This window comes from Streptomyces sp. NPDC001502 (genome assembly GCF_042894785.1).
In the GTDB taxonomy this organism is placed as follows: domain Bacteria; phylum Actinomycetota; class Actinomycetes; order Streptomycetales; family Streptomycetaceae; genus Streptomyces; species Streptomyces kutzneri.
Map to the genome: position 1 here is coordinate 14,339 of NZ_JBIAVW010000024.1, position 21,316 is coordinate 35,654.

Below are 21,316 nucleotides of genomic sequence, written 5' to 3' on the forward strand. Positions count from 1 at the left end.
CACCGGAGCCCGCATGGCCGTGTTCTCCTTGCCGACACACCAACCCGGTCGAGCTCGTAAAGCGCTCGATCAGCTCAGGTTGCCGAGCGCGGCCGCGCAGACCGCGGATGTCCGCACAACCGGGCAAAGGCCAATCAACGGGGGGCCAGAGGAATGAACCGAAACCGTGTGCTGCAGCGTTGGCCGCTGGTCGGGCGCGAGGCCGAAATGAGGGATTTCGACGAGGTCGTGCCGGAACCCCGCAGCGCCGGTTTCCTGGTCTTCGGGCCGGCCGGAGTGGGCAAGTCCCGGCTGGCCGAGGAGTGCCTGGACCGTGCGGTCGCGCTCGGGTACCGGGTCGGCAGGGCGGTTGCCACAGCGGCGGCGGCGTCGGTTCCCCTGGGCGCCATCGCCCATCTGCTGCCCGACGGTGCCGATCTGTCCGACCCGGTCTCGGGGTTCGCCAGTGTGGCCAGGCTGCTGTCGCGGCCGGGTGCGCCGCGGCCCCGCATGGTGATCCTGGTCGATGACGTCCACTTGCTCGATGCGACCTCGGCGATGCTGCTGCGGCAGTTGATGGACGCCGGGGTGATCTTCCTGCTGGGAACGGTCCGGTCGGGAGAGGGCCAGGCGCTGGCGGTGACCGCGCTCGGGCACGGGGACGCCGTGCGACAGGTGGACCTCGCCGGGTTCGGCCGCGAGCAGGTCGTGACGGTGCTGGAACAGGTCCTGGAGGGGCCTGTCGGGAGGAGCGCGGTCAACCACCTTCTGACGACCAGTGGCGGCAACCCCCTCTACCTGCGGGAGCTGGTGGTGGGGGCAGTGGCTGCCGGAGTGCTGACCTGCGACGGCGAGATCTGGGACATGACCGCGGACCGGCTGCCGGGCACGCGGCGTCTGACCGATCTGATCCGTTCCCGGCTCTCCGTCGCCCCACCCGCCGGCCGACAGGTGCTGGACGTTCTGTCCCTGTGCGAACCGCTGTCCTTGGGCCACCTGGAAAGGGACGCCGAACCGCAGGTGCTGAGCCAGTTGGAACAGTCGGGGCTGATCGTCGTCGTCCAGGAGGAACGACGCTCAGCGGTCCGGCTGGCCCACCCCCTCTACGGAGAGGTGCTGCGCGCGGACATGACTGCCCAGTGCCGCAGGGACACCTTGCTGCGGCAGGTCCATCTGCTGAAGCGGATCGGGGCCCGTCGCCGGGAGGACGCGGTCCACCTCGCCACCTACAAGCTCGCGGCCACCGGCACGGCCAACCCGGCTCTGCTCGTACGCGCGTCAGCCCTGGCAGCGCACGCCCGCGAGTACCCCCGCGCGCTCAGTCTCCTCCGGGCGATCCCGCAGGAGCACCGGGGCTTCCGGATCCAGCTGCTGCTGGGGAAGACGCTCTACGAGGCCGGTGACTTCCAGCAGGCCGAGGACGTGCTGTCCCAGGCCGACGCCATGGCCACGACAGAAGAGGAAGTCCTGTCCGTGCTCCCGGTCCGGACACAGAACCTCATGTGGGGGGTGGGAGCGCCCTACGCAAGGCTTCTCGACGTCATCGAGTCCGCCCGTTGCCGGGTCACCAGCGCCTTCGGTCTCCGCGTCCTGCTGGTCAACGAGGCTGCCGGCGCGCTCACCGTGGGAGACGTCAGGCACAGCCTCGCCCTGAGCGAGGACCTCGAACATGAGGGCACGCAGGCGCCGGACGCCACGACATGGCTGTGGGCCGCCATGACGAGGTCCATGGCCCTCGCGGTCACGGGGCGTGGGGAGGAGGCCGAGGGCTGGATCCGACGTGCCATCGCTTTCAGCTCGGCCGCCGGCGAAACCCACTCCACGGCCACGCACGAGGTCGCCCACCGGGCGGTTCTCGTCCTGGCCCTGTCGGAGAGCGGTCGCCTGGCCGAGGCCCAGGAAGCGGGCGAGCGGGCCTTCGCGGGCCTTACGGACGCGAGTGTGACCGCGGACCGCCGGCTGCTGGCCTTCTATCTGGCGCGTGGCGCATGGGCCGCCGGACATCCGGCTCAGGCGCGGCGCTGGTTCGCAGAGGTGGTCCGGGCGTCCCGCCCGCACACCCCGGTGGTGCTGTCGATGGCATTGGCGGGTCTGGCGGCAGCCGCCGCGCTGCAGGGGGATGGCGAAGCGGCGGAAGCGGCCCTGGCCGAACGCGGTCGGCTTCCCGCTCTGGGGTTCTTCCCCGAAGAGAGACTCGGCGAGGCCTGGCTGTACGTCGCCCGCGGTGAGCTGACCCGCTCACGAGCAGTGCTCACCGCCGCCGCCCGGGAGGCGTTCGAGCGCGGGGAAACAGCGTCAGAAGCGGTTCTGCTGACCGATCTTGTCCGGCTCGGGGCGGCCGGGGAGGCTGCCGGGCGGCTGACGGAGATCGCTGCGGAGTGCCCCGGGCGCCTCCACCGGTCCCGTGCCGATCTTGCCGCCGCATGGGCCGCGCACGACCCCGACGGGTTGCTCGTCGCCGCCGACGAGATGGAGGCCATGGGAGCGGACCTGCTGGCGGCTGAGGCGGCGAGCACCGCCGCCTCCCTTCTGAGGGTGGCGGGGGAGACCCGCCGGGCCAGCGCCGCCGCCGTCCGGGCCGAGGATCTCGCGGCCCGGTGCGAGGGAGCCAGAACCCCGGCTCTCATGGCCCGTGAGGCTGTCGTACGGCTCACCGGGAGAGAGCGCGAAATCGCGCTGCTCGCCTCCAGGGGCCTGCTCAGCAAGGACATCGCCGCTGCACTGACCATATCCATACGTACCGTCGACAATCACCTGCAGCGCATCTACAACAAGCTCGGCATCACCACACGCAAAGAGCTGGCCGACCGACTGCTTCCATGAACCGTGATACGGCCGCACGAGCCGTGAGGGGCCCGTCAGGTGTGCCGGGCCGCAGTGAGCAATTCACGGAACTCTTCCATGAATTCCTCGCCGGCAGCGCCGCCGTCGAGGGGGAAGGGGTAGCTCGACGCCTCGGCGGAACCCAGCCACGCCGACCTGACGTGTATTCCGTGCTCTCCCGCACCGGCCTCCCGGTCGGACAGCCCGCTCACCATGGTCTGCTGAAGCCTCCCCACGAGGGCGACTCCGTGCCCCTCGGTGTGGATGATCGCAATGAGGACCAGCGTCTCGGTGAGAATGCAGGCCTCGATCAAGGGAACTGCCCCGACGTATGCTCCCCGCTGAAAGACTCCATTGTCCGAATACCGCGTTTCGCAGCACAGCCTCGTCGCAGCGCGGAGCTCCCCCAGCGAGTACCTGTGCACCGTGTCTTCCAGTAGCGGAAGGAGGCGTTCGTCGAGATCGGGGAGGCGGCACAGCCTGGTATGACACTCCCTCGGCTCCGCGCCGGCGACCACCCCCAGCCCCCATGGCGTGTCGAGGGAGAAATGGGAGAAGCGCACCATGAGGAACATGGACGACAGCCCGGCGGCGAGGCACACCGCCCCCATGACCGCATTGATTGTCTCGCCGCGCTCAATCCCTGACGCCAGGATTCCCAGCCCCACCGCGACAAAGGATGCAGGGCCGATCAGAGTAACTCCGCGCACGGCGAGGATCACCGAGAGCAGCAGGCTCAAGGAGAACGCCGCGGCAATCCATCCGATGGACCGTTCCATGCCAGGGCGGTAGAAGGCGGAGAAGGTGGCATATGCGGAGAACATTTCTCCCAAGAGAGCTGCCACTGCCAGAACGGCAACAGGGAACTTTCTTCTTCGCATGACGGAAACGCACTCCTCTGGATTGTTCCCGCAACCGCCGGTTGAGGGTTGGATGATGCCCTTCGACAGGCCCATGGGTCGGAGTTTTACGCATGCGCGGCCGGGCGTCGTGAGCAATGCCTACTCAGCCGGGATCCACCGATCCCCGGCGGCGGGCGGACCGGGGCATCCGGACCGCCCGCCCCGCTTACGACGTCGGAGCGACGACGTGGAGGAGGTCCGGTACGTGCCCTTCCCGGCCTTGTTGATCACGACGACGGCGCAACCGCCCGTCGCCTCGAAGGTGACCGTCTCGGTCGCGCCGCGTCCCACGGCGTTCGCCCGGGCCACGTTGTGCGCCCGGTTGGCCACGACGTGGTCGCGTCCGCGGTGGAGCACATCACGTAGAGCTCCCCGTCCTGGGTGGAGTGGGCCTTCCCCGACCCCACTCCAGCTGGGCGGCCAGGCACCGGTCCAGCTGGAGTGGGGAGGCGCGAGCTCCCCACGGGAGGCACAATGACGGGGTCCTTCTGCGCGTGACCGGCCGGGAGGCGGAGGCACGCGCAGGGCTCGAAGGTCCGTGATACCCGCGCCCGCCTTCAACGTAGAGCGCCGGAGGAGGAGTTGATGGAGACGGGGGACGTTCCCGGCTGGTTCTGGGAGGTTCTGGAGACGGCCAGGCCGAGCCTGTCCGTCCTGGAGTCATGGCTGGAGTCGCAGCCGAGAGGCGTTCTGGAGGACTACGCGCTGGTGTATCTGGAGGCCGCCGAGTCGCTGATCGACTTCTCGGAAGGCGTCACCGTCGACGGAGCGGTCTGGTCCGAGGACAGCACCGAGGACCTCTGCATGTGGGTGGTCGGCCAGGGGCGTGCCTTCTGGCGTGCGACGGTCGAGGGGACCTGGGATCTGGCGGAAGCCGCACAGGCGTACCTGGGGCGCCCCTCACCCCTCATGTGGGAGGTGAGGCATTGGGACGAGCAGGTCAGCCGCCCGGAGCACGCCGGCTACCGGTCCCCGGGAGCCCTCGTCCACGGCGTGTACAGGGCGCGCTTCGGGCAGGACCTGCACGAGCGGCTCACGGCCGGATGACCTGCCCCCGGCGAGCGCGCCCGTCACCCGCTCCGCCGAGTTCGGCAAGGAGATGGCTGCGCGTGCGCATCAGGATCCGGCCGAGCATGTTCTTTCCGGTCCCCGTCCGGCCGCGTCCCCAGTAGTGGTCGGACGTCGTGTCCTCGACGATCTCCTCGTCTCCCGTGGCCAGCAGGATCGCGCCGATGTCGGCGTGCGTGCGGAACTTGGCCGCCACGGCGCGGCGCATCACGTCGTCCTTCACCCGTTCCCAGTCCCGCCGCATCGGCTTCGACCGGTCGCGGCCCAGCTCCGCCGCGCGCAGCGGGGTGCCCGCCCGGCGGATGAGTTCGGCGTGGCGGGTGCCGGTGAACTTCTGTGCCTGGAAGTAGTGTTCCGTGGTCGGCCACCCGTGTCCGTCGAGGTCCACGCCGTGTGCGGAGAAGTTGGAGAAGCAGCCGTAGGGAACTTCTTCGGCACCGTGGAAGTAGATCGTCATGCGAACCTCGTGTCAGGGGCGGGACCCGCACCGTGCCAGGCGCCGGTGGGCGGTCGCAACCGACTTACCGCCCGGGCCGGGACCCGCGGCCGGGCCTCCGTCGCCCGGAGCGGGGCGGCCTGGCACTTCATCACCGGGACCGGCCGCTTGTTATTCTTTCCGGTCATGCGAGCCCTCTTCCCAGGATCCTTCGACCCGGTCACTCAAGGGCACCAGGACGTTCTCCGCCGCGCCGCCCTCCTGTTCGACGAGGTCGTCGTCTGCGTCATGTTCAATCCGAACAAGAACGGCCGCTTCCCCGTCACCGAACGGCTGGACCGGCTCCGCGCGGCAGCGGCTGACCTGAGCAACGTCACGGTCGACTCCCACACCGGCGGCCTGCTGGTCGACTACTGCCGCCGAGTCGGCATCGACGTCGTCATCCGCGGTGTACGCGGCGTTGCCGACCTGGACTACGAAATGCCGATGGCCCGCATGAACCACGAACTGGCCGGAGTCGAAACGTTCTTCATCGCCGCAGACGCCGACCTGGCCCACATCTCCTCCACCCTCGTGACCGCGGTGAGTCAACAGCAGCGTGTCCCGAATCATGAGGCGAGCTAGCTTCTTCCCGCAGGCGAGGGCGACAGTTGAGCACCGTCAACCCCTTACATGAGACCGTGCGCGGTCTTCCGCAGCTCGTCGCTGAAGGCGAGGGGCCGCAGCGTTTCCGGGTCCACCCGGACCTGGACCCGATGGCCGTGGGCATGGACACCACGGCCGTCTTCGGATCTCACCTGGAACTCGTACACCACGCTGGTGCGGCCGAGCCGTGATATCCGAAACCGCACGCCCACGTCCCCCGTGCCCCGAATCGGCTCCTCGTATGTGACGAGGAATTCACGCACGACGAGATGGGTGTCGGGAAATCGTGAGCGATCAGGATCCAGACTCCAGCCCTGTTCTTGCCAATAGGCCCCGATGGCGCGTTCGACGAAGAGTGCATGGCGCGAGTTGTGCACCATTCCCATGCGATCCAGGTCGTCGAAATGGACCTGGACCAGTCGGGTGTGTCCCGCTTCGGCGGACAGTTCCTGCATGACCTGTTCCCCCTGCTGCCTCGTCTTCCAGGTCCGGGGCGAATCGACGCCCTGCCGCAGTCGACCACGGCTGCCGGGTGGTCTGCATGAGTAGCCGGTACTCAACTCCGCGGACCCCTTGCGCGCCCCGCGCGCCGGTTCGGCCACCGGCTACTGTGACCGCCATGCATTCGATCGAGTTTCGTGTGGCTCTCCACTCCGGCGGGGGGCAAGGCCGGGGTGAAACGCCCTTTGTGCTGGAATTCCTGGTGAGCGGGGTTCCGTTCCTGGAACTGGTACGCAGGGCGGAGCTGCCCGACGCGCTCGCAGAACAGGAGGAGCGGGCCGCCGAGTTCGCACCGGACCCCTCTCCGCTGCTCGCCGGCGCGTACACGTATCCGGCTCCGCTGTCCGCCCGGCACCTGCTCGGCGTCGAACCCGACCGCGTGCCCCACGGCACCGGGCGGGGAGAAATGCTGCTGTTGTCGTGCACGTGCGGAATTGACGACTGCTGGGCGCTGACGGCACACATCACCGTCACGGACACCACCGTGACGTGGTCGGGCTTCCGCAACAATTCCCGGGACTGGAACTACGACTCCCTCGGCGTCCTGGCCTTTTCCCGGCCTCAGTACGAACAGTCGCTCCGCGCGGCCCTCGACGCCCTGCCGGCGCCCCGGTCCTGATGCGCGCCCGCCGACGCTTCCAGGCGTTCCGGTTCCGCCGCTGAACGGCCCGACAGGCCCTGCCCGTTGCCCCGGGCGCCCGGCGGCCGGACAGCCGCCGACGACACACCACACGGAGGGGAATCCCATGGAGAACGAAGCGATACGAGCCGGCCTGGACCTGCTGGAGCAGGCATGCCGGCTGCCGCTGGAGGACGAGCGGCGCCGTCTGCTGGAACAGGCGGCCAGCGACCTCGTCCGGGACGGGCGGCGCCGTCGGCGTGCCGCGAGACGGGCCGTCCGGGCGGCGGCCGACGCGAAGGTGCTGGCCACCACCGCGACCGGAGCGCTTGACCGGATCATGGATGCGGCACTGTCGGCCGAGACTCCGCACCGATCGGGCCTGTCCGTGCACGAGTACGTCCAGGAACCCAGCGGTCCCGGTGCAGTGACCCGCCGGCCACCGGGCCGCGCACCGGACGGCGACGGGCCGCCCAGACTGCTCAACCGCCCCCAACGCTGCTACGTCTGCAAGAACCACTACCGGCAGGTCCACCACTTCTACGGTCAGCTGTGCCCCGGCTGCGCGGACGAGAACCTCACCCGGCGCACCGCCCGGACCGATCTCACCGGCCGGCGTGCCCTGCTGACCGGCGGGCGGGTCAAGATCGGCTTCCACCTGGCCCTGATGCTGCTGCGCGACGGAGCCGAACTCACCGTCACCACCCGCTTCCCCCAGGACGCGGCGAGCCGCTTCGCCGCGGCGCCGGGGGCCGCCGACTGGTGGCACCGACTGCGGATAGCCGCGCTGGACCTGCGCGACCCCAGGCAGGTGCTCGCGCTCACCGACCACCTGCTCGGCCAGGCCGCGCCCCTGGACATCCTCGTCAACAACGCGGCCCAGACACTGCACCGGTCCCCCCGGGCGTACCGTGCGCTGGTAGCGGCAGAGGCCGCCGCCGTCGGGAGGGCCCAGCCCTCCACCGCGCCGGAGCTCTGGACCGCCCCGGGATTCACCGTTCCCGGATCGCACGCCGCAGCGCTCCCGCTGACGGCGGAACTCGCCGCGCGCCCCCGGGCGTCCGGCGCCCTGACCGGCTTCCGCAGTGCGACCGAAGGCGCCCTCGCCGTGGACCCGGACCCACAGGAGCGCACCGACGAGGCGGGGCTCCTGCAGGAGACGGGCGACAGCAACTCCTGGACCCTGCGGCTCGGCCAGGTCGAACCGGCCGAACTCCTCGAAGTGCAGCTGGTCAACGCCGTCGCACCGTTCCTCCTCGCCGACCGCCTGCTCCCCTTGCTGGAGGCGTCGCCGCACCCGCGTCGCTACCTGATCAACGTCTCCGCCGTCGAGGGCCAGTTCGCCGCCCGCAACAAGACCAGCGGTCACCCGCACACCAACATGGCCAAGGCCGCACTCAACATGCTGACCCGTACCAGCGCGACGGACCTGGCCGCCCGAGGCATCCACACCTGCAGCGTGGACACCGGCTGGGTCACCGACGAGAAGCCGTTGCCCGCACGGGAGCGGCACGCAGCCACCGGGTGGCGTCCGCCCCTGGACGTCATCGACGGCGCTGCGCGCATCTACCACCCCATCGTGCAGGGGCAGGCCGGCAGCCCCATCCACGGCGTCCTGCTCAAGGACTATCGCCACGTCGCCTGGTGACCTGCCCGCGGGTTCGTCACTTCGCCGGTCAGCAACCGCCGGAAGCGGCGGGGGCCCCGATGGCGAGGGTGGCGGGCGCCGCGCAGCAGCCACCACCGGTCGCCTCGGCGGCGTCGGGCTCGTCGAAGAGGCCCGCACCACCGCAGACGCCGGTCTCGGGGAGGGTGAGCTCGACGCGCTCGGCGGCCTCCATGTCACCGGCGAGGGCGGCGGCGATGGAACGGACCTGCTCGTAGCCGGTCATGGCGAGGAAGGTCGGGGCGCGGCCGTAGGACTTCATGCCGACGAGGTAGACGTCCTTCTCCGGGTGGGCGAGCTCGTTGACACCGTGCGGGTAGACGGTTCCGCAGGAGTGCTGGTTGGGGTCGATCAGCGGGGCGAGTCCGGTCGGGGCCTGGAGGCGCTCGTCGAGGCCGAGGCGGAGCTCGTCGAGGAAGGTGAGGTCGGGGCGGAAGCCGGTGAGGACGATGACCTCGTCCACCGGGTCCAGACGGCGGCCGTCCTCGGCGACGAGGACGAGCTGGTCGCCGGTCTGCTCCACGGCGGTGGTGCGGAAGCCGGTGACGGCGTCGGCGTACCCGTGGTCGACGGCGGCCTTGGCCGCCAGACCGAGGGCGCCGCGGGCGGGCAGCTGGTCGGCTTCGCCGCCGCCGAAGGTGGAGCCGCTGATACCGCGCCGCAGGATCCAGGTGGTGTGCGTACCCGGCTCGCCCTTCGCCAGGTCGGCCAGGTAGGCGAGCGCGGTGAACGCGGAGGCGCCGGAGCCGATGACTGCCGTTCGCCTGCCGGTGTACCGGGCGCGGACGGCCGGGTCCTTCAGGTCCGGGACGCGGTACGAGATCCGGTCGCCCGCGGAGCGCTCACCGAGGGCGGGCAGGCCGTCACCGCCGATGGGGCCGGGGGTGGACCAGGTGCCGGAGGCGTCGATGACGGCGCGGGCGGTCAGCCGTTCCTCGCTGCCATCGGTGTGTGCGATGTGAACGGTGAAGGGCTGGGTATCGCGGTCGGCATCCACGACACGGTCGCGGCCGAGGCGGGAGACACCGGTGACGCGGGCGCCGAAGCGGAGGCGCTCGCCCAGGACGGCGGCCAGCGGCTGCAGGTACTCCTCGGCCCATTCGCCGCCGGTCGGGTACGTGGCCTCGTCCGGCTTCACCCAGCCGGTGGGGGCCAGGAGCTTCTCCGCGGCCGGGTCGACGACCTCACCCCAGGTGGAGAACAGGCGTACGTGGCTCCAGTCCCGCACGGCGCTGCCGGCGACCGGTCCGGCCTCCAGGACCAGGGGCTCGATGCCCTGGTCGATGAGGTGTGCGGCGGCCGCCAGGCCGATGGGGCCGGCTCCGATGACGACGACGGGCAGCTCGATGTCGGCAGGCGCGTTCACGGTCGACTCCTCGGTGTTTCGATATCCGTCGATGGCTTGTGCGGCCAGCATGGCCTTTGATTAGATGGATGTCAACATAGACATTCATCAAATCTGCAGATCACCCAGTGGGGCGTGCCGACGTCGTCCTGGCTGACTGGTTCGACATGTGTCAACATAGACGGATGTCGAATGTGAACGTCTTGCCGCTGCTGGAGCCGGACGCTGTCGTGCCGTGCTGCCCGCCACTCACCGAGCGCCCGCTGACCGCGGACGAGGCGGAGCGCACGGCCACGATGTTCAAGGCTTTGGGCGATCCCGTGCGCCTGCGGCTCTTCTCCGCGGTGGCTTCGCACGAGGGCGGCGAGGCGTGCGTCTGCGACATCTCCGACGTGGGCGTCTCCCAGCCGACCGTCTCCCATCACCTGAAGAAGCTCAAGGAAGCCGGACTGCTCTCCTCCGAGCGGCGCGGCACCTGGGTCTACTACCGGGTGGAGCCGGCGGTCCTGGCGGCCATGGCCCAGCTCCTGACCCGCGCAGCCGGCGCGTAGGGGGCGCCGGCCCCGGCCGCCGGCTCCCATTCGGCTTCATCGCCGGTGACTCGGAGCGCCGTCAGCGCGCCTGGCTGTGTCTCTCTAGTGCTGTGACCGGCAAACCTTGCCGGTCACAGCACTAGAGGCGACAGGACACGCTCGTGGGGGCACCGGCCGACGTGAACGGGTCGATGTCATCGAGCGGCACCGTCGGCGAGTCCGTCATTCCCCACCGGGCGGCCGCCGCTTCATTCCGCACCTCGACGGCTTCCACCCGCGCCCCGCGACTGTCCAGCGCTTCGCAGGAAGATGACCGCCACCAGGGCCAGGCCGACGACGGCACCGGCGAGCTGGGCGCCGATGAAGCCCGGGACCGAGGCGGGGGCGATGCCCGCGAACGTGTCGGTGAACGCGCGGCCGATCGTCACCGCCGGGTTCGCGAAGGAGGTGGAGGAGGTGAACCAGTAGGCGGCGCCGATGTACGAGGCGACGGCGACGGGTGCGAAGCGCAGGCGGTCGGTGCGGGCCAGGCCGAAGATCAGCAGGATCAGGCCGGCCGTGGCGACGACCTCGCCGAGGAGGAGGTTCCCGGCGGAGCGGTCGTGGGTGGACCACTTCACCAGCGGTTCGCCGAACATCGCGTCCGCGAGGATGGCGCCCGCGATCGCGCCGACGATCTGCGAGGGCACGTACACGGCGAGCTCCCGCGCGGTGACACCGGCGCCCCCGCGGCGGGCGGTCCACCACTCGGCCAGGGTGACGGCCGGGTTGAAGTGGGCGCCGGACACCGGGCCGAGGAGGGCGATCAGGACGCCGAGGCCGAAGACGGTGGCGGTGGAGTTGGCCAGCAGCTGCAGGGCCACGTCCTGGGTGAGCTCGGTGGCCTGGATGCCGGAGCCGACCACCACCGCCACGAGCGCCGCGGTGCCGACGAGCTCGGCGGCGGCGCGTGCGGTCAACGGGGTCTGGGGCGGGGTCGCGCCGGGCGCGGGTCGGGGCGCGTCGGCGGCTATGCCGGACGCCGCTGCGGGGGCGGCGTCGACGGGCTCGGTGACGGACAAGGGTTCTCCTCGGGCAGGTGAGGCGAAAGACGGGCTAGGGGCAGGACCGCTTAAGGTTCGCTTCGGCGGTGGCGCGGGCGGTCCGAGCGAGGTCGGTGAACTGACCGGCGATGGCCTCAAGGACCTCCGGGCGCAGGCGGTAGTAGACGTACCGTCCGCATGGCTCCGTATCCACGACCCCGGCCTCGCGCAGGACCTTCAGGTGGTTCGAGAGATTCGTCTGCCTGGCACCCGTCTCCTCCACGAGATGGGTGGTGCAGAGCGTCTCCTCGGCGAGGAGGGTCACGATCTGGAGCCTGAGCGGGTCGGCCAGCACCCGGATCAGTTCAGTGTCGACTGACGTCATCATGGACTGATACTGTCACATCACTCAATCCTGATACCAGCCTGGGCTGATCCATTGGAACCCGTGGAGGGTTCCCATGTCTTCGCCCCGCCCTTTGGCGGGCACCGAACAGGCCGCCGGCATCGCGATCACGGCGGGTTGCGGCGATGCCTGTCCCGTCGTCACCGGTCGGCCCCGCAGTTGACCCCACCCCAAGGAAGAACGATGTCCTCCACTCCTGTCGCGTCCGTGCTGTTCGTCTGCATCCACAATGCCGGCCGCTCGCAGATGGCCGCAGGCTTCCTGCGTCACCTCGCCGGCGACCGCGTCGAGGTGCGCTCCGCGGGCTCCGTCCCCGGTGACCGGATCAACCCCTCCGCCGTGGCCGCCATGGCCGAGCTGGGCATCGACATCTCCGACCAGAAGCCGAAGGTCCTCACCCCGGAGGCCGCGCAGGCGTCCGACTACATCATCACCATGGGCTGCGGCGACGCCTGCCCGTACTTCCCCGGCAAGACCTACCTCGACTGGCGGCTTGAGGACCCGGCTGGTCAGGGCGTCGAGGCCGTCCGCCCCATCCGCGACGAGATCAAGGGCCTCATCGAGGGTCTGATCGCCGAGATCGAGGCGAAGCCGAAGCCCTGAGCCGACGGGACGGCCACGGAGGGTCAGGCCAGCGGGGTGGCGGTGTATCCGGCGTCCGCGATGGCTTCGACGATTCGCTCTGCCGGGAGTGGGCCGGTCAGCTCGACCACCGTGCGTTCTTTGCGCACGTCGGTGGTACTGGAGGTGACGCCGGGGAGTTCTTCGACCTCGTCGTCGATGAGCAGGCCACAGCTGTCGCAGTGCATGCCGGTGACGGCGAATTCCATGCGGATGGTCACGAGGTCGTCTCCTGAGTGGCCGTGGTCCGGGGGGCCTGGGCGGCGGGCTGCCGGAAGGTGATCTGGCCGCCGTACATGCCCATGCCACAGGTGTAGTCGAGGCGGCCGGGCGCGGGGTTCCCGAGGTCGATGGTGGTGGTGCCGGCGGTGGGAAGGATCTTCTGGATGCCCAGGTCGGGGATGACGAAGGCGCGGATGCAGCCGCCGGTGTGGTCCGTGGCGACGACGAGGGTGGTGGGCACTCCGGCCGTCGCGGTGATCGCCGCGGGTGTGTAGGACGTCGTGCGGGCTCGGACGGTGATGGTCTGGCTGCCGTCCGGGTGCGTCACCACGGCCTGAGCGGCGACGGCTTCCGCTGCGACGGCGGGAGCCGTGGCGGTGGGCCACCAGCCGCCGAGCCGCAGGCCGGATCCGAGGGTCCAGACCGCGACCAGCAGGACCACGACGGCGGTGACCAGGGTGAGCCGTCCCTGCCACAGCTTGGCGGCGGAGCGAAGGAAGAAGCCGAGCACGGCGAAGAGCGGACCGGTGCCGAGAACGAAGCCGGCCATGACCGCGGCCCCGGTGAGCGCGGAGCCCGAGGTGACGGCGATCAACTCGACGCTGAGGGTCACCCCGCAGGGGATGAGGACCGTGAGGAAGCCGAGGACGGCCGGGGCGGTGACGGCGGTGGACTTCGCCGAGCGGCGCACCCTCCGTCCCCAGGAGGCGGGCGGGCGGGGCACGAAGCGTCGTACGGCCTTCACGCCGAACAAGTCGAGCGCGAACAGCACCATGAGGACGCCGGCCCCGATCAGGAGCGCCGCCTGGGTGCGGGGGCCGGGCTGGACGGCGGCGCCGAGCAGGCCGAGGGCCGCGCCGAGCAGGGTGTGGGAGACGAGTTTGGCGCCGAGGAACGCGCCGACGGGCGCGAAGAGCCCGCTGAGTTCCCATGCTTCGGCGGACCATCGAGTGGCGCGGCGGCCGACGGCGCCGGCGAGGAGGCCGCCTTGGACGGCTGCGCAGGAGGCGCCGCCCGCAAAAAGACCGGTGGTCACACCGGTGACGAACAAGGTGGTGCCGGAGGCCATGGAAGAAGCTCTCTCATCTGCGTCGCGAGCAGGATCGTGGACATGCCGAGGCCACCCGCCGCCGGAGAAGGCAGGGCGGGATGGTGGAGGGCTGTCTAGGTCCGGCTGATGCAGAGGAGGGATACGGGATCAGGCGCCCGTGGCCGGGGGCACTCGACGGCCGATGCCCAGGAGGCGGGCATGTGGTCCGCGAGAGCCGGCGGCAGAGGTGAAGCCAGGGGAGAGGCGAGTGCCACAGCCCCCGGGACGTGTGCCGAGGCCAGCGGACAGTCCATGGCCATGGCCGGGCACTCGCCGCCCATGCCGTCGGTGACTGTCTCTCCGCCGGGCATCTCAACCATCGCAACCATCTCAGCCATCTCGGCCGTGTCGGCCGACGAGGCGACGGCAGAGGCGGGTTGCGGTGGGTGCGTGCTCATCGCGCCGGCATGCCCCGCGCCCCACATGAGGAATCCGCACGCCAGCAACAGACCGGCCGCCAAAGAGGCGACGGTCGGCAGGCACCGGTGGGCGGAACGGGAAGGCACGGGGCGATGCTACCCAGCCGCCGGACCGGGCCTTCACTCGCCCGCTCCGCAGAGCCATGCCGGTGCCGGTGCCGGTGCGGTGCCGGTGCCCGCGCGGGTGAAGGTCTCGAAGGCCCCCGAAGAGGGGCAGGTCGGCATACAGCCGCTGTGTAGGTGGCGCCTTCAGGTCCGAAATAGGCTGCGGCGGCCCGCGAGATCGTCCCTCTGCCGGAATGCCACGAACCCGCCCGCCCTTTCCTCGGAACGAACTACTGCCCGCACAACGGTGGGGAACGGTGATCAGTCATGAATCTGTCTCGGTTGGGTTCCGATGGTGAGCAGCTCCTGCCACTGACGGGCGCCCAGGCCGGAGTCTGGTTCGCGTCGCAGGTCGATCCGGACAGCCCGATCTTCCGCGCGGCCGAGTACCTGGACATCCACGGCCCCGTGGACCCCGGGCTCTTCGAGAAGGCGCTGCGGCTGATGACCGCCGAGGCGGACGCGCTGCACATCCGCTTCGTCGACACCGAGGACGGTCCTCGCCTGGTGATCGCCGGAGAGCCCGCCTGGGACCTGTGCGCCGTCGACGTCTCGGGCGAGGCGGACCCCCGTCGTGCCGCCGAGGAGTGGATGGGCCGCGACCTGCGCCGACGCATCGATCTGACGAGCTCGTCGCTGTTCACGTACGCGCTCTTCAAAGTCTCCGAGAGCCGCTGGTTCTGGTACCACGCCTACCACCACATCCTGCTCGACGGCGCGGGCGCCGCACTCCTGGTCCGCCGAGTCGCCGACCTCTACACCGCGCTCACCGCGGGCACCGAGCCCGGGCCGACCCCCTTCACCTCGGTCCGCTCCCTCCTGACCGAGGACGCTGACTACCGGACGTCCCAGGACTTCGCCGACGACCGGGACTTCTGGCGGGGCCGGTACGCCGACCGGCCGGAGCCGGTCTGCCTCTCACCCCGCCCGCTGAAGCCCTCTGCGGAGTTCGTCCGGCGCAGCGCGAACCTGCCCGTGGACGTTCGGCAGGAGCTGGTCCGCGCGGCGGAGCGGGCCGGCACGGCCCGTTCCCGGGTGGTCATCGCCGCTACCGTCGCCTACCTGCACCGCATGACCGGCTCCACCGACATCGTGCTGGGCCTCCCGGTCACTGCCCGGCCGGGTCCCGCATCCCGTACCGCACCCGGCATGGCGGCCAACGTGGTCCCCCTGCGGGTGGCCGTCGACGACGCCACGACCGTCGGCACACTCCTGGACCGCACCCGTGCCGCCCTGCGTTCCCTGGTCGCCCACCAGCGCTACCGCGGCGAGGAGCTGCGCCGCGATCTCGGCCTGCCCAACGACCACCGCCGCTTCTTCGGCCCGCTGCTCAACATCGTCCCCTTCGACTACGACGTGCGCTTCGCGGGTCTGCGTGCCGACGCCCACAACATGTCACTGCGGCTCATCGAGGACCTCGCCGTCTCGGTGTACGACCGGGGCGACGGTGGTGAGATCCGCGTCGACTTCGACGCCCACCCCGCCCTGTACACCCCGGCCGAACTCGCCGGCCACCAGGACCGCTACCTGCGCTTCATCGGCCGGGTCGCCCGCGCGCTCCGGGAGCCCGGAACACCGGTGGGCCGGATCGGCCTGCTCGGCGACGACGAGCTCGCCGCCGTCACCCTTGCCGCCGCGCAGGACCGCCCCGCCGAACGCCCCGCCGACGGCCCCGCCGGAGGCCCCACCCTCGCGGCCCTGTTCGAGCGCCAGGTCCTCGCCACCCCCGAGGCGCCCGCCGTCGCGTACGAGGACACCGTCCTCGACTACGCCGCACTGAACCGGCGTGCCAACCGGCTCGCCCGGCTGCTCATCGCTCGTGGGGTCGGACCGGAGGACCGGGTCGCCCTGCTGCTGCCCCGTTCCGCCGAGTTCGTCGTCGCCGTGCTGGCCGTGGCCAAGACAGGAGCCGCGTACCTTCCCGTCGACCCCGCCGTCCCCGCCACCCGGATCGCGTACATCCTCGGCGACGCCGTCCCCGTACGCGTCCTGGTCGACGCCTCCACCGCTGCCGTCGCCGAGGCCGCCGGGTGCACGACGCTCGCCCTCGACGACCCGGCAGTCCTGCACGAGCTGGCGGCGTCGGCCGACACCGACCCCACGGACACCGACCGCACCGCCCCACCGGCCGTGTCCCACGCCGCCTACGTCATCTACACCTCCGGCTCCACCGGACGCCCCAAGGGCGTCGTGGTGACCCACGCCGGCGTGCCCGGCCTGGCCGACCGCTTCATCCGGCGCCTGGGCGTGGTGCCCGGCAGCAGGGTCCTCCAGTTCGCCTCCCTGGGCTTCGACGCGATGGTGTCCGAGCTGTGCATGGGCCTGCTCGCCGGCGCGACACTCGTCATCGCCCCCGCCGACCGGCTGCTGCCCGGCGACCCGCTCGCCGCGTTCACCCGCGAGGCCGGGATCACGCACGCGCTCCTGCCGCCGTCGTCGCTGGCCGCGATGAACCCGGGGACCGACCTGCCCCCGGAGATGACCGTCGTCATCGGGGGCGAGGCCGCCGACGCGCGACTGGTTTCCCGCTGGGCACCCGGCCGTCTCCTCGTCAACGCCTACGGCCCCACCGAGACCACCGTCTGCGCCACCATGAGCGAAGCCCTCGACGGCACGCGCACGCCCCCCATCGGCGAGCCGATCGCCGGCACCCGCATCCACGTCCTGGACAGCGCCCTGCTGCCGGTCCCTCCTGGCGTCACCGGCGAGCTGTACGTCACCGGGCCCAGCCTCGCCCGTGGCTACCTGGGCCGCTTCGGGCTGACGGCCGAGCGGTTCGTCGCCGATCCCTTCGGGCTGCCGGGCGAGCGCATGTACCGCACCGGTGATCTCGTCCGCCGGCTCCCCGACCACTCCTTGGAGTTCGTCGGCCGTGCCGACGAACAGGTCAAGATCCGCGGCTACCGCGTCGAACCGGGCGAGACCGAGGCCGCGCTGCTGCGGGTACCGGCCGTGGCACAGGCCGCGGTGACGATATGCCGCGATGCCACCGGGGAACCCGCCCTGTCCGGCTACGTCGTCGCCGCCGACCCCGGCACCGACCTCGACCTCCGGGCCGTGCGCGATGCCCTGGCCGCAGTGCTGCCCGGCTACCTGATGCCCGCCACCCTCACCCTTCTGGACGCCATTCCGGTCACCCCGAACGGCAAGGTCGACCGCAAGGCGCTGCCCGAGCCCCGCATGCCGGCGACCAGGCCCCACCGGTCGCCGCGCACACCGTACGAGCACGCGCTGTGCGCACTGTTCGCCGATGCGCTCGGGCTCGAAGCCGTCGGTCCCGACGACGACTTCTTCACGCTCGGGGGCCACTCCCTCATGGCCGCTCGGCTGGCCCGGCGCATCAGCACCGAGCTCGGGCGTGACGTGCGCGTCGCCTGGCTGTTCGAGCACCCGACGGCCGCCGGCCTCGCCCGCCGCCTGGAGCACACCACGAACACCGCGGGCAGGGACCGCGCCCTGCTCGAAGGCCCCGCTGCCGACGCGCTCCTGGACCGTGACATCCGGCCGGGCGGCCCGCCTCTCACGGTTGCCGCACCACGCACCGTCCTGCTCACCGGTGCCACCGGTTTCGTCGGTGCCCATCTGCTGGCAGAGCTGCTCGCGGCCACCGACGCCAGGATCGTCTGTCCGGTCAGGGCGGCCACGCCGGCCGAGGCCGCCGACCGCATCCGGCAGGCACTGGCCGCCCAGCGGATCCCTCTTCCGGCAGACATGGAGCGGATCACGGCCGTCCCCGCCGACCTCGCCCGTCCGGACCTGGGGCTCGGATCCACCCGGTTCGCAGAACTGGCCGAGACCTGCGACGCCATCTTCCACAATGCGGCGACGGTCAGCATCATGCGCGAGTACGCCAGTCTGCGTGCCGCCAACACCGAGTCCACGCGTCAGCTGCTGAGGATGGCGTCCAGGCGTTCGATCCCGGTCCACTTGGTGTCGACCCTGTCCGTCGCCCCGCCGCGCAGCCACGCTTCGGCCGTGACGGAGACGTTCTTCCCGCCGCACCCCGGTCTGCGCAGCGGATACCGGCAGTCCAAGTGGGCCTCCGAACGGCTGCTGGAACAGGCAGCCGAGCGCGGCCTCCCCGTGACCGTGCACCGTCTGGGACGTGTGGTGGGAGCACCGGACACCGGCCAGGTGAACCGCCAGGACTTCCTGTGGAGTGTTCTGGCCTCCGGCATCCCGGCCGGGATCCTGCCCGACCTGTTCGAGGCGGAGGTGTGGACACCGGTGGACTACGTCGCCCGCGCCGTCGTACGGCTGTCCCTGACCGCTGCATCCGGCACGGTCTTCAACCACGCCCCCGTCGCGCCGACACCACTGGCCGACCTCTACGACTGGGTGGGGGAGTACGGCTACGACGTCAGACGGATGCCGCCGGCCCAGTGGCGCAGGGAACTGCCGCGCTCCGCCGACGTGGCGATGACGACAGGAGCCTTCTTCGACTCCCTCGCCGGCGACGGCACCGGTGACGGCACGGGTGACGGTGATGCACCGGGGGACGTCCGCGCGGACAACGTGCTGCGCGGCCTCGAAGGCACCGGCATCCGCTGTCCGCAACCCGACCGGGCCCTCGTGTTCCGGTATCTGGACCACTGCGTGGAAACCGGAATACTGCCGCCCCCCGGGCAGCGGGATGCCTGACGCATCGCGCACCGGGACGCACGTACGGTACGCCGCACCGGCGGCCCTCGGGCCGCCGGTGCGGCGTACCGCGTTTCAGGCGCCGGTCTCGGTGCCGGGCCACGGGCTGTAGGTACGCAGTCCGTACATCAGCGGGCGGCAGTCCCCCTGCCGGGTGACGCGGAGCACCTCGCCGAACACCGCCACGTGGTCGCCCACCGGCTGCGACATGCGGACCGTGCAGTCCGCCACGGCGTGGGCGTCCTGCCACAGGTGGGGGCCGGACGCGTCCGTGTCCTCGCGCCACGCGACCTTGCCGAACCGGTCGGGGGCGCCGGACGCGAACAGCTCGGCGGTGGCGCGGCCGCCGGCATGGAGCAGGTTGACCGCGAAGCGCCCGCGGGCGAGGACCGCGGCCAGCGTGGGGCCGGCGGCCCGCAGGCACACCAGCAGGGTCGGCGGGTGCAGCGTGGCGCTGCACACCGACGAGCACGTCATCCCCCACGGGGTACCCCCGGCATCGGTCGCGGTCACGACGGCCACACCGGTCGGGAAGCCGCGCATCATCCCGCGCAGCCCTTCGGACACGGACGGATCGGGGGCCGGGGCGGTCATGCGGTCGATCATGAGGGTCCTCCTGCGCGGCGGATGCGACGGGGTGCGGGCCGGGGAGCCGGTCAGGCGCGCGCCTGCATCGCGGCGAAGTACTCGTACTGGCTCGGCAGGGTGTCGACCAGGAACCGCGCCTTGTCGCGGACGGCGGCGAACTCCTTCTCGGCCGCCGCGGGGTCGACCAGGGCGAGTGCGGGCGAGGGGCGCAGCCCGATCGCACCCGTGCCGAGGAGGACGGCCATGTAGGAATACGGCGGCAGGCCGTGGTAGTGGGGGAAGACGTTCTCCGAGTCGGGCAGCTGTACCTTCCAGCGCTCGATGCGCTCGGCGAGGGCCTCCGGGACCGCCCGGGTCTTGGTGTCCTTCCAGTACTGGGTGTCGTTGCGTGCCGCACCCTTGTAATGCAGGACGAGGAACTCCCTTACGCCGTCCATCACGTTGGCGACGGACGAGTTGTAGCCGGCGCGCATCTGCGGGTGCCAGTCCGCGGCCGGGAAATGCTTGACCAGCTGCTCGATGGCGTGGTGGATGAAGAAGATGCCGGTCGATTCGAGGGGTTCGACGAAACCGCTGGACAGCCCGATGGCGACGCAGTTGTTCTTCCAGGACTCCTCGCTGCGCCCGATCCGCATGCGGATGTGGTTGGCCTCGACATCGGCCGCCTCGGGGCCGACGAACTCGCGCAGGGTGCGCTCGGCCTCCTCGGGCGAGCAGTAGTCCTTGGCGTAGACGTATCCGGTGCCGATCCGGCCGAACAGCGGGATCGTCCATATCCAGCCCGCGTCCTGGGCGGTGGCCTGGGTGTACGGAGGGATGCCGCGCGTCTTCATGTCGAGCGGGACCTGGAGGGCGACCGCGCTGTCGTTGGGCAGGGTGTCCTGGTAGGAGATGAAGGGCACGTCGAGGGCCTGGTTCAGCAGCACGCCCCGGAACCCGGTGCAGTCGACGAACAGGTCGCCGTCGATGGCGCCGTGGTCCTTGGTGACGATGTGGTCGATCCAGCCGCGCTCGTCGAGCTTCACCTCCTGGACCTCGTCGATGACGTGCTCCACCCCGCGGCCCGTCGCGTACGTGGTGAGGTACTTGGCGAGCAGGGCCGCCTCGAAGTGGTAGGCGTACGGGAACTGCGTCTTGCCCTGGTGCTCGGACATGGTGAGCCCGGCCGGCTCCTCGGCGCGCTCGTCGAACTCCTGCTGCAGGAGGGAGCCGTTCAGGTAGCGCGGACTGCGCCCCGCGTCGCACAGGGACGCCATGACGAAGCAGTCCCGGTCGAACCGGTCGGTCGGGCCGTTCTGCAGCCACCAGTCGGTCAGGGGAAACCCGTCGACCGAGCGCATCTGCTCGAACGGGTGGTAGAAGTGGTGGCCGGGCCGCTGCCAGTCCTGGAACCGGACGGCGAGCTTGTAGGTGGCGTTGCAGGCCGGCATCCAGTCCTCTTCCCTGAGGTCGAGGAATTCGAAGAAGTGCCGGATGTCGCTGAAGGTCGCCTCGCCGACGCCGACGGTGCCGATCCTGCCCGACTCGACGAGGGTCACGGCCAGACGGTCGCCGAACGCCTTCTTCAGGTACGAGGCGGTCATCCAGCCGGCCGTGCCGCCGCCGACGATCACGACCTTGTTCGGGTGCTTCGGGTTCATGGGACAAGACCTCGCAAGTCTGTGGGGAAAAAGGGTGTGAGGGGT

Annotated in this window: 19 protein-coding genes; 8 read left to right on the forward strand and 11 right to left on the reverse strand. The window is 70.8% G+C overall.

What is annotated here, in order from left to right; translation table 11 throughout:
• Positions 1-153 precede the first annotated feature (153 nt).
• Positions 154-2,802, forward strand: a complete 2,649-nt coding sequence (locus tag ACFY0D_RS32445; protein ID WP_390801526.1) for a LuxR C-terminal-related transcriptional regulator — start codon at positions 154-156, stop codon at positions 2,800-2,802.
• Between the two features lie 35 nt (positions 2,803-2,837).
• On the opposite strand, the gene ACFY0D_RS32450 is transcribed toward ACFY0D_RS32445, so the two are convergent.
• Together ACFY0D_RS32450 and ACFY0D_RS32455 are read right to left on the reverse strand one after the other, a co-directional pair.
• Positions 2,838-3,758, reverse strand: coding sequence for a hypothetical protein (locus tag ACFY0D_RS32450; protein ID WP_390801527.1), 921 nt, complete (start codon positions 3,756-3,758; stop codon positions 2,838-2,840).
• 45 nt (positions 3,759-3,803) lie between these two features.
• Positions 3,804-4,061 carry a hypothetical protein gene (locus tag ACFY0D_RS32455; protein WP_390801528.1) on the reverse strand — a complete coding sequence of 86 codons (258 nt, stop codon included), beginning with the start codon at positions 4,059-4,061 and terminating at the stop codon, positions 3,804-3,806.
• A gap of 228 nt (positions 4,062-4,289) precedes the next feature.
• Between ACFY0D_RS32455 and ACFY0D_RS32460 the strand changes: the two genes are divergently transcribed.
• Positions 4,290-4,751 carry a hypothetical protein gene (locus ACFY0D_RS32460; protein WP_390801529.1) on the forward strand — a complete coding sequence of 154 codons (462 nt, stop codon included), beginning with the start codon at positions 4,290-4,292 and terminating at the stop codon, positions 4,749-4,751.
• On the opposite strand, the gene ACFY0D_RS32465 is transcribed toward ACFY0D_RS32460, so the two are convergent.
• Positions 4,738-5,229, reverse strand: a complete 492-nt coding sequence (locus ACFY0D_RS32465) for an NADAR family protein (RefSeq protein ID WP_390801530.1) — start codon at positions 5,227-5,229, stop codon at positions 4,738-4,740. The genes ACFY0D_RS32460 and ACFY0D_RS32465 overlap by 14 nt on opposite strands.
• Positions 5,230-5,394: 165 nt before the next feature.
• Here ACFY0D_RS32465 and coaD point away from each other — a divergent pair, with 165 nt between their 5' ends.
• Positions 5,395-5,832, forward strand: a complete 438-nt coding sequence (gene coaD / locus ACFY0D_RS32470) for a pantetheine-phosphate adenylyltransferase (protein WP_390801531.1) — start codon at positions 5,395-5,397, stop codon at positions 5,830-5,832.
• 44 nt (positions 5,833-5,876) lie between these two features.
• Here the strand turns inward: coaD and ACFY0D_RS32475 are convergent, their stop codons facing one another.
• The gene (locus ACFY0D_RS32475) at positions 5,877-6,308 is read right to left on the reverse strand and encodes an acyl-CoA thioesterase (protein WP_390801532.1); all 432 of its coding nucleotides are present in this window, start codon (positions 6,306-6,308) and stop codon (positions 5,877-5,879) included.
• Positions 6,309-6,556: 248 nt separating this feature from the next.
• Between ACFY0D_RS32475 and ACFY0D_RS32480 the strand changes: the two genes are divergently transcribed.
• Both ACFY0D_RS32480 and ACFY0D_RS32485 read left to right on the forward strand, forming a co-directional pair.
• Positions 6,557-6,973 (forward strand): hypothetical protein, encoded by a 417-nt coding sequence (locus ACFY0D_RS32480; RefSeq protein ID WP_390801533.1) that lies wholly within the window; start codon positions 6,557-6,559, stop codon positions 6,971-6,973.
• Between the two features lie 127 nt (positions 6,974-7,100).
• Positions 7,101-8,621 (forward strand): SDR family NAD(P)-dependent oxidoreductase, encoded by a 1,521-nt coding sequence (locus ACFY0D_RS32485; protein WP_390801534.1) that lies wholly within the window; start codon positions 7,101-7,103, stop codon positions 8,619-8,621.
• A 28-nt stretch (positions 8,622-8,649) separates the two neighbouring features.
• Here ACFY0D_RS32485 and ACFY0D_RS32490 read toward each other — a convergent pair whose 3' ends face one another.
• A complete protein-coding gene (locus tag ACFY0D_RS32490; RefSeq protein ID WP_390801535.1) occupies positions 8,650-10,005 on the reverse strand; it encodes an NAD(P)-binding domain-containing protein in 1,356 nt (451 codons plus the stop codon).
• 164 nt (positions 10,006-10,169) lie between these two features.
• Between ACFY0D_RS32490 and ACFY0D_RS32495 the strand changes: the two genes are divergently transcribed.
• Positions 10,170-10,535, forward strand: coding sequence for an ArsR/SmtB family transcription factor (locus ACFY0D_RS32495; protein ID WP_390801536.1), 366 nt, complete (start codon positions 10,170-10,172; stop codon positions 10,533-10,535).
• Positions 10,536-10,765: 230 nt separating this feature from the next.
• Here the strand turns inward: ACFY0D_RS32495 and ACFY0D_RS32500 are convergent, their stop codons facing one another.
• Together ACFY0D_RS32500 and ACFY0D_RS32505 are read right to left on the reverse strand one after the other, a co-directional pair.
• Positions 10,766-11,578 (reverse strand): aquaporin, encoded by an 813-nt coding sequence (locus tag ACFY0D_RS32500; protein WP_390801537.1) that lies wholly within the window; start codon positions 11,576-11,578, stop codon positions 10,766-10,768.
• 34 nt (positions 11,579-11,612) lie between these two features.
• The gene (locus tag ACFY0D_RS32505; RefSeq protein ID WP_390801538.1) at positions 11,613-11,927 is read right to left on the reverse strand and encodes an ArsR/SmtB family transcription factor; all 315 of its coding nucleotides are present in this window, start codon (positions 11,925-11,927) and stop codon (positions 11,613-11,615) included.
• 201 nt (positions 11,928-12,128) lie between these two features.
• Here ACFY0D_RS32505 and ACFY0D_RS32510 point away from each other — a divergent pair, with 201 nt between their 5' ends.
• On the forward strand, positions 12,129-12,548 hold the full coding sequence (locus ACFY0D_RS32510; RefSeq protein ID WP_390801539.1) for an arsenate reductase ArsC: 420 nt from the start codon (positions 12,129-12,131) through the stop codon (positions 12,546-12,548).
• A 23-nt stretch (positions 12,549-12,571) separates the two neighbouring features.
• Here the strand turns inward: ACFY0D_RS32510 and ACFY0D_RS32515 are convergent, their stop codons facing one another.
• Together ACFY0D_RS32515 and ACFY0D_RS32520 are read right to left on the reverse strand one after the other, a co-directional pair.
• Positions 12,572-12,787, reverse strand: coding sequence for a heavy-metal-associated domain-containing protein (locus ACFY0D_RS32515; protein ID WP_390801540.1), 216 nt, complete (start codon positions 12,785-12,787; stop codon positions 12,572-12,574).
• On the reverse strand, positions 12,784-13,857 hold the full coding sequence (locus ACFY0D_RS32520) for a sulfite exporter TauE/SafE family protein (protein WP_390801541.1): 1,074 nt from the start codon (positions 13,855-13,857) through the stop codon (positions 12,784-12,786). Before ACFY0D_RS32520 ends, ACFY0D_RS32515 begins: the two co-directional genes overlap by 4 nt.
• An 812-nt stretch (positions 13,858-14,669) precedes the next feature.
• On the opposite strand from ACFY0D_RS32520, the gene ACFY0D_RS32525 reads away from it, so the two are divergent.
• Positions 14,670-19,043 carry an amino acid adenylation domain-containing protein gene (locus ACFY0D_RS32525; RefSeq protein ID WP_390801542.1) on the forward strand — a complete coding sequence of 1,458 codons (4,374 nt, stop codon included), beginning with the start codon at positions 14,670-14,672 and terminating at the stop codon, positions 19,041-19,043.
• 75 nt (positions 19,044-19,118) lie between these two features.
• Here ACFY0D_RS32525 and ACFY0D_RS32530 read toward each other — a convergent pair whose 3' ends face one another.
• Both ACFY0D_RS32530 and ACFY0D_RS32535 read right to left on the reverse strand, forming a co-directional pair.
• The gene (locus ACFY0D_RS32530; protein WP_390801543.1) at positions 19,119-19,649 is read right to left on the reverse strand and encodes a flavin reductase family protein; all 531 of its coding nucleotides are present in this window, start codon (positions 19,647-19,649) and stop codon (positions 19,119-19,121) included.
• 50 nt (positions 19,650-19,699) lie between these two features.
• Entirely contained in the window at positions 19,700-21,271 is a 1,572-nt protein-coding gene (locus tag ACFY0D_RS32535) for a tryptophan halogenase family protein (protein WP_390801544.1), read from the reverse strand.
• Positions 21,272-21,316 lie beyond the last annotated feature (45 nt).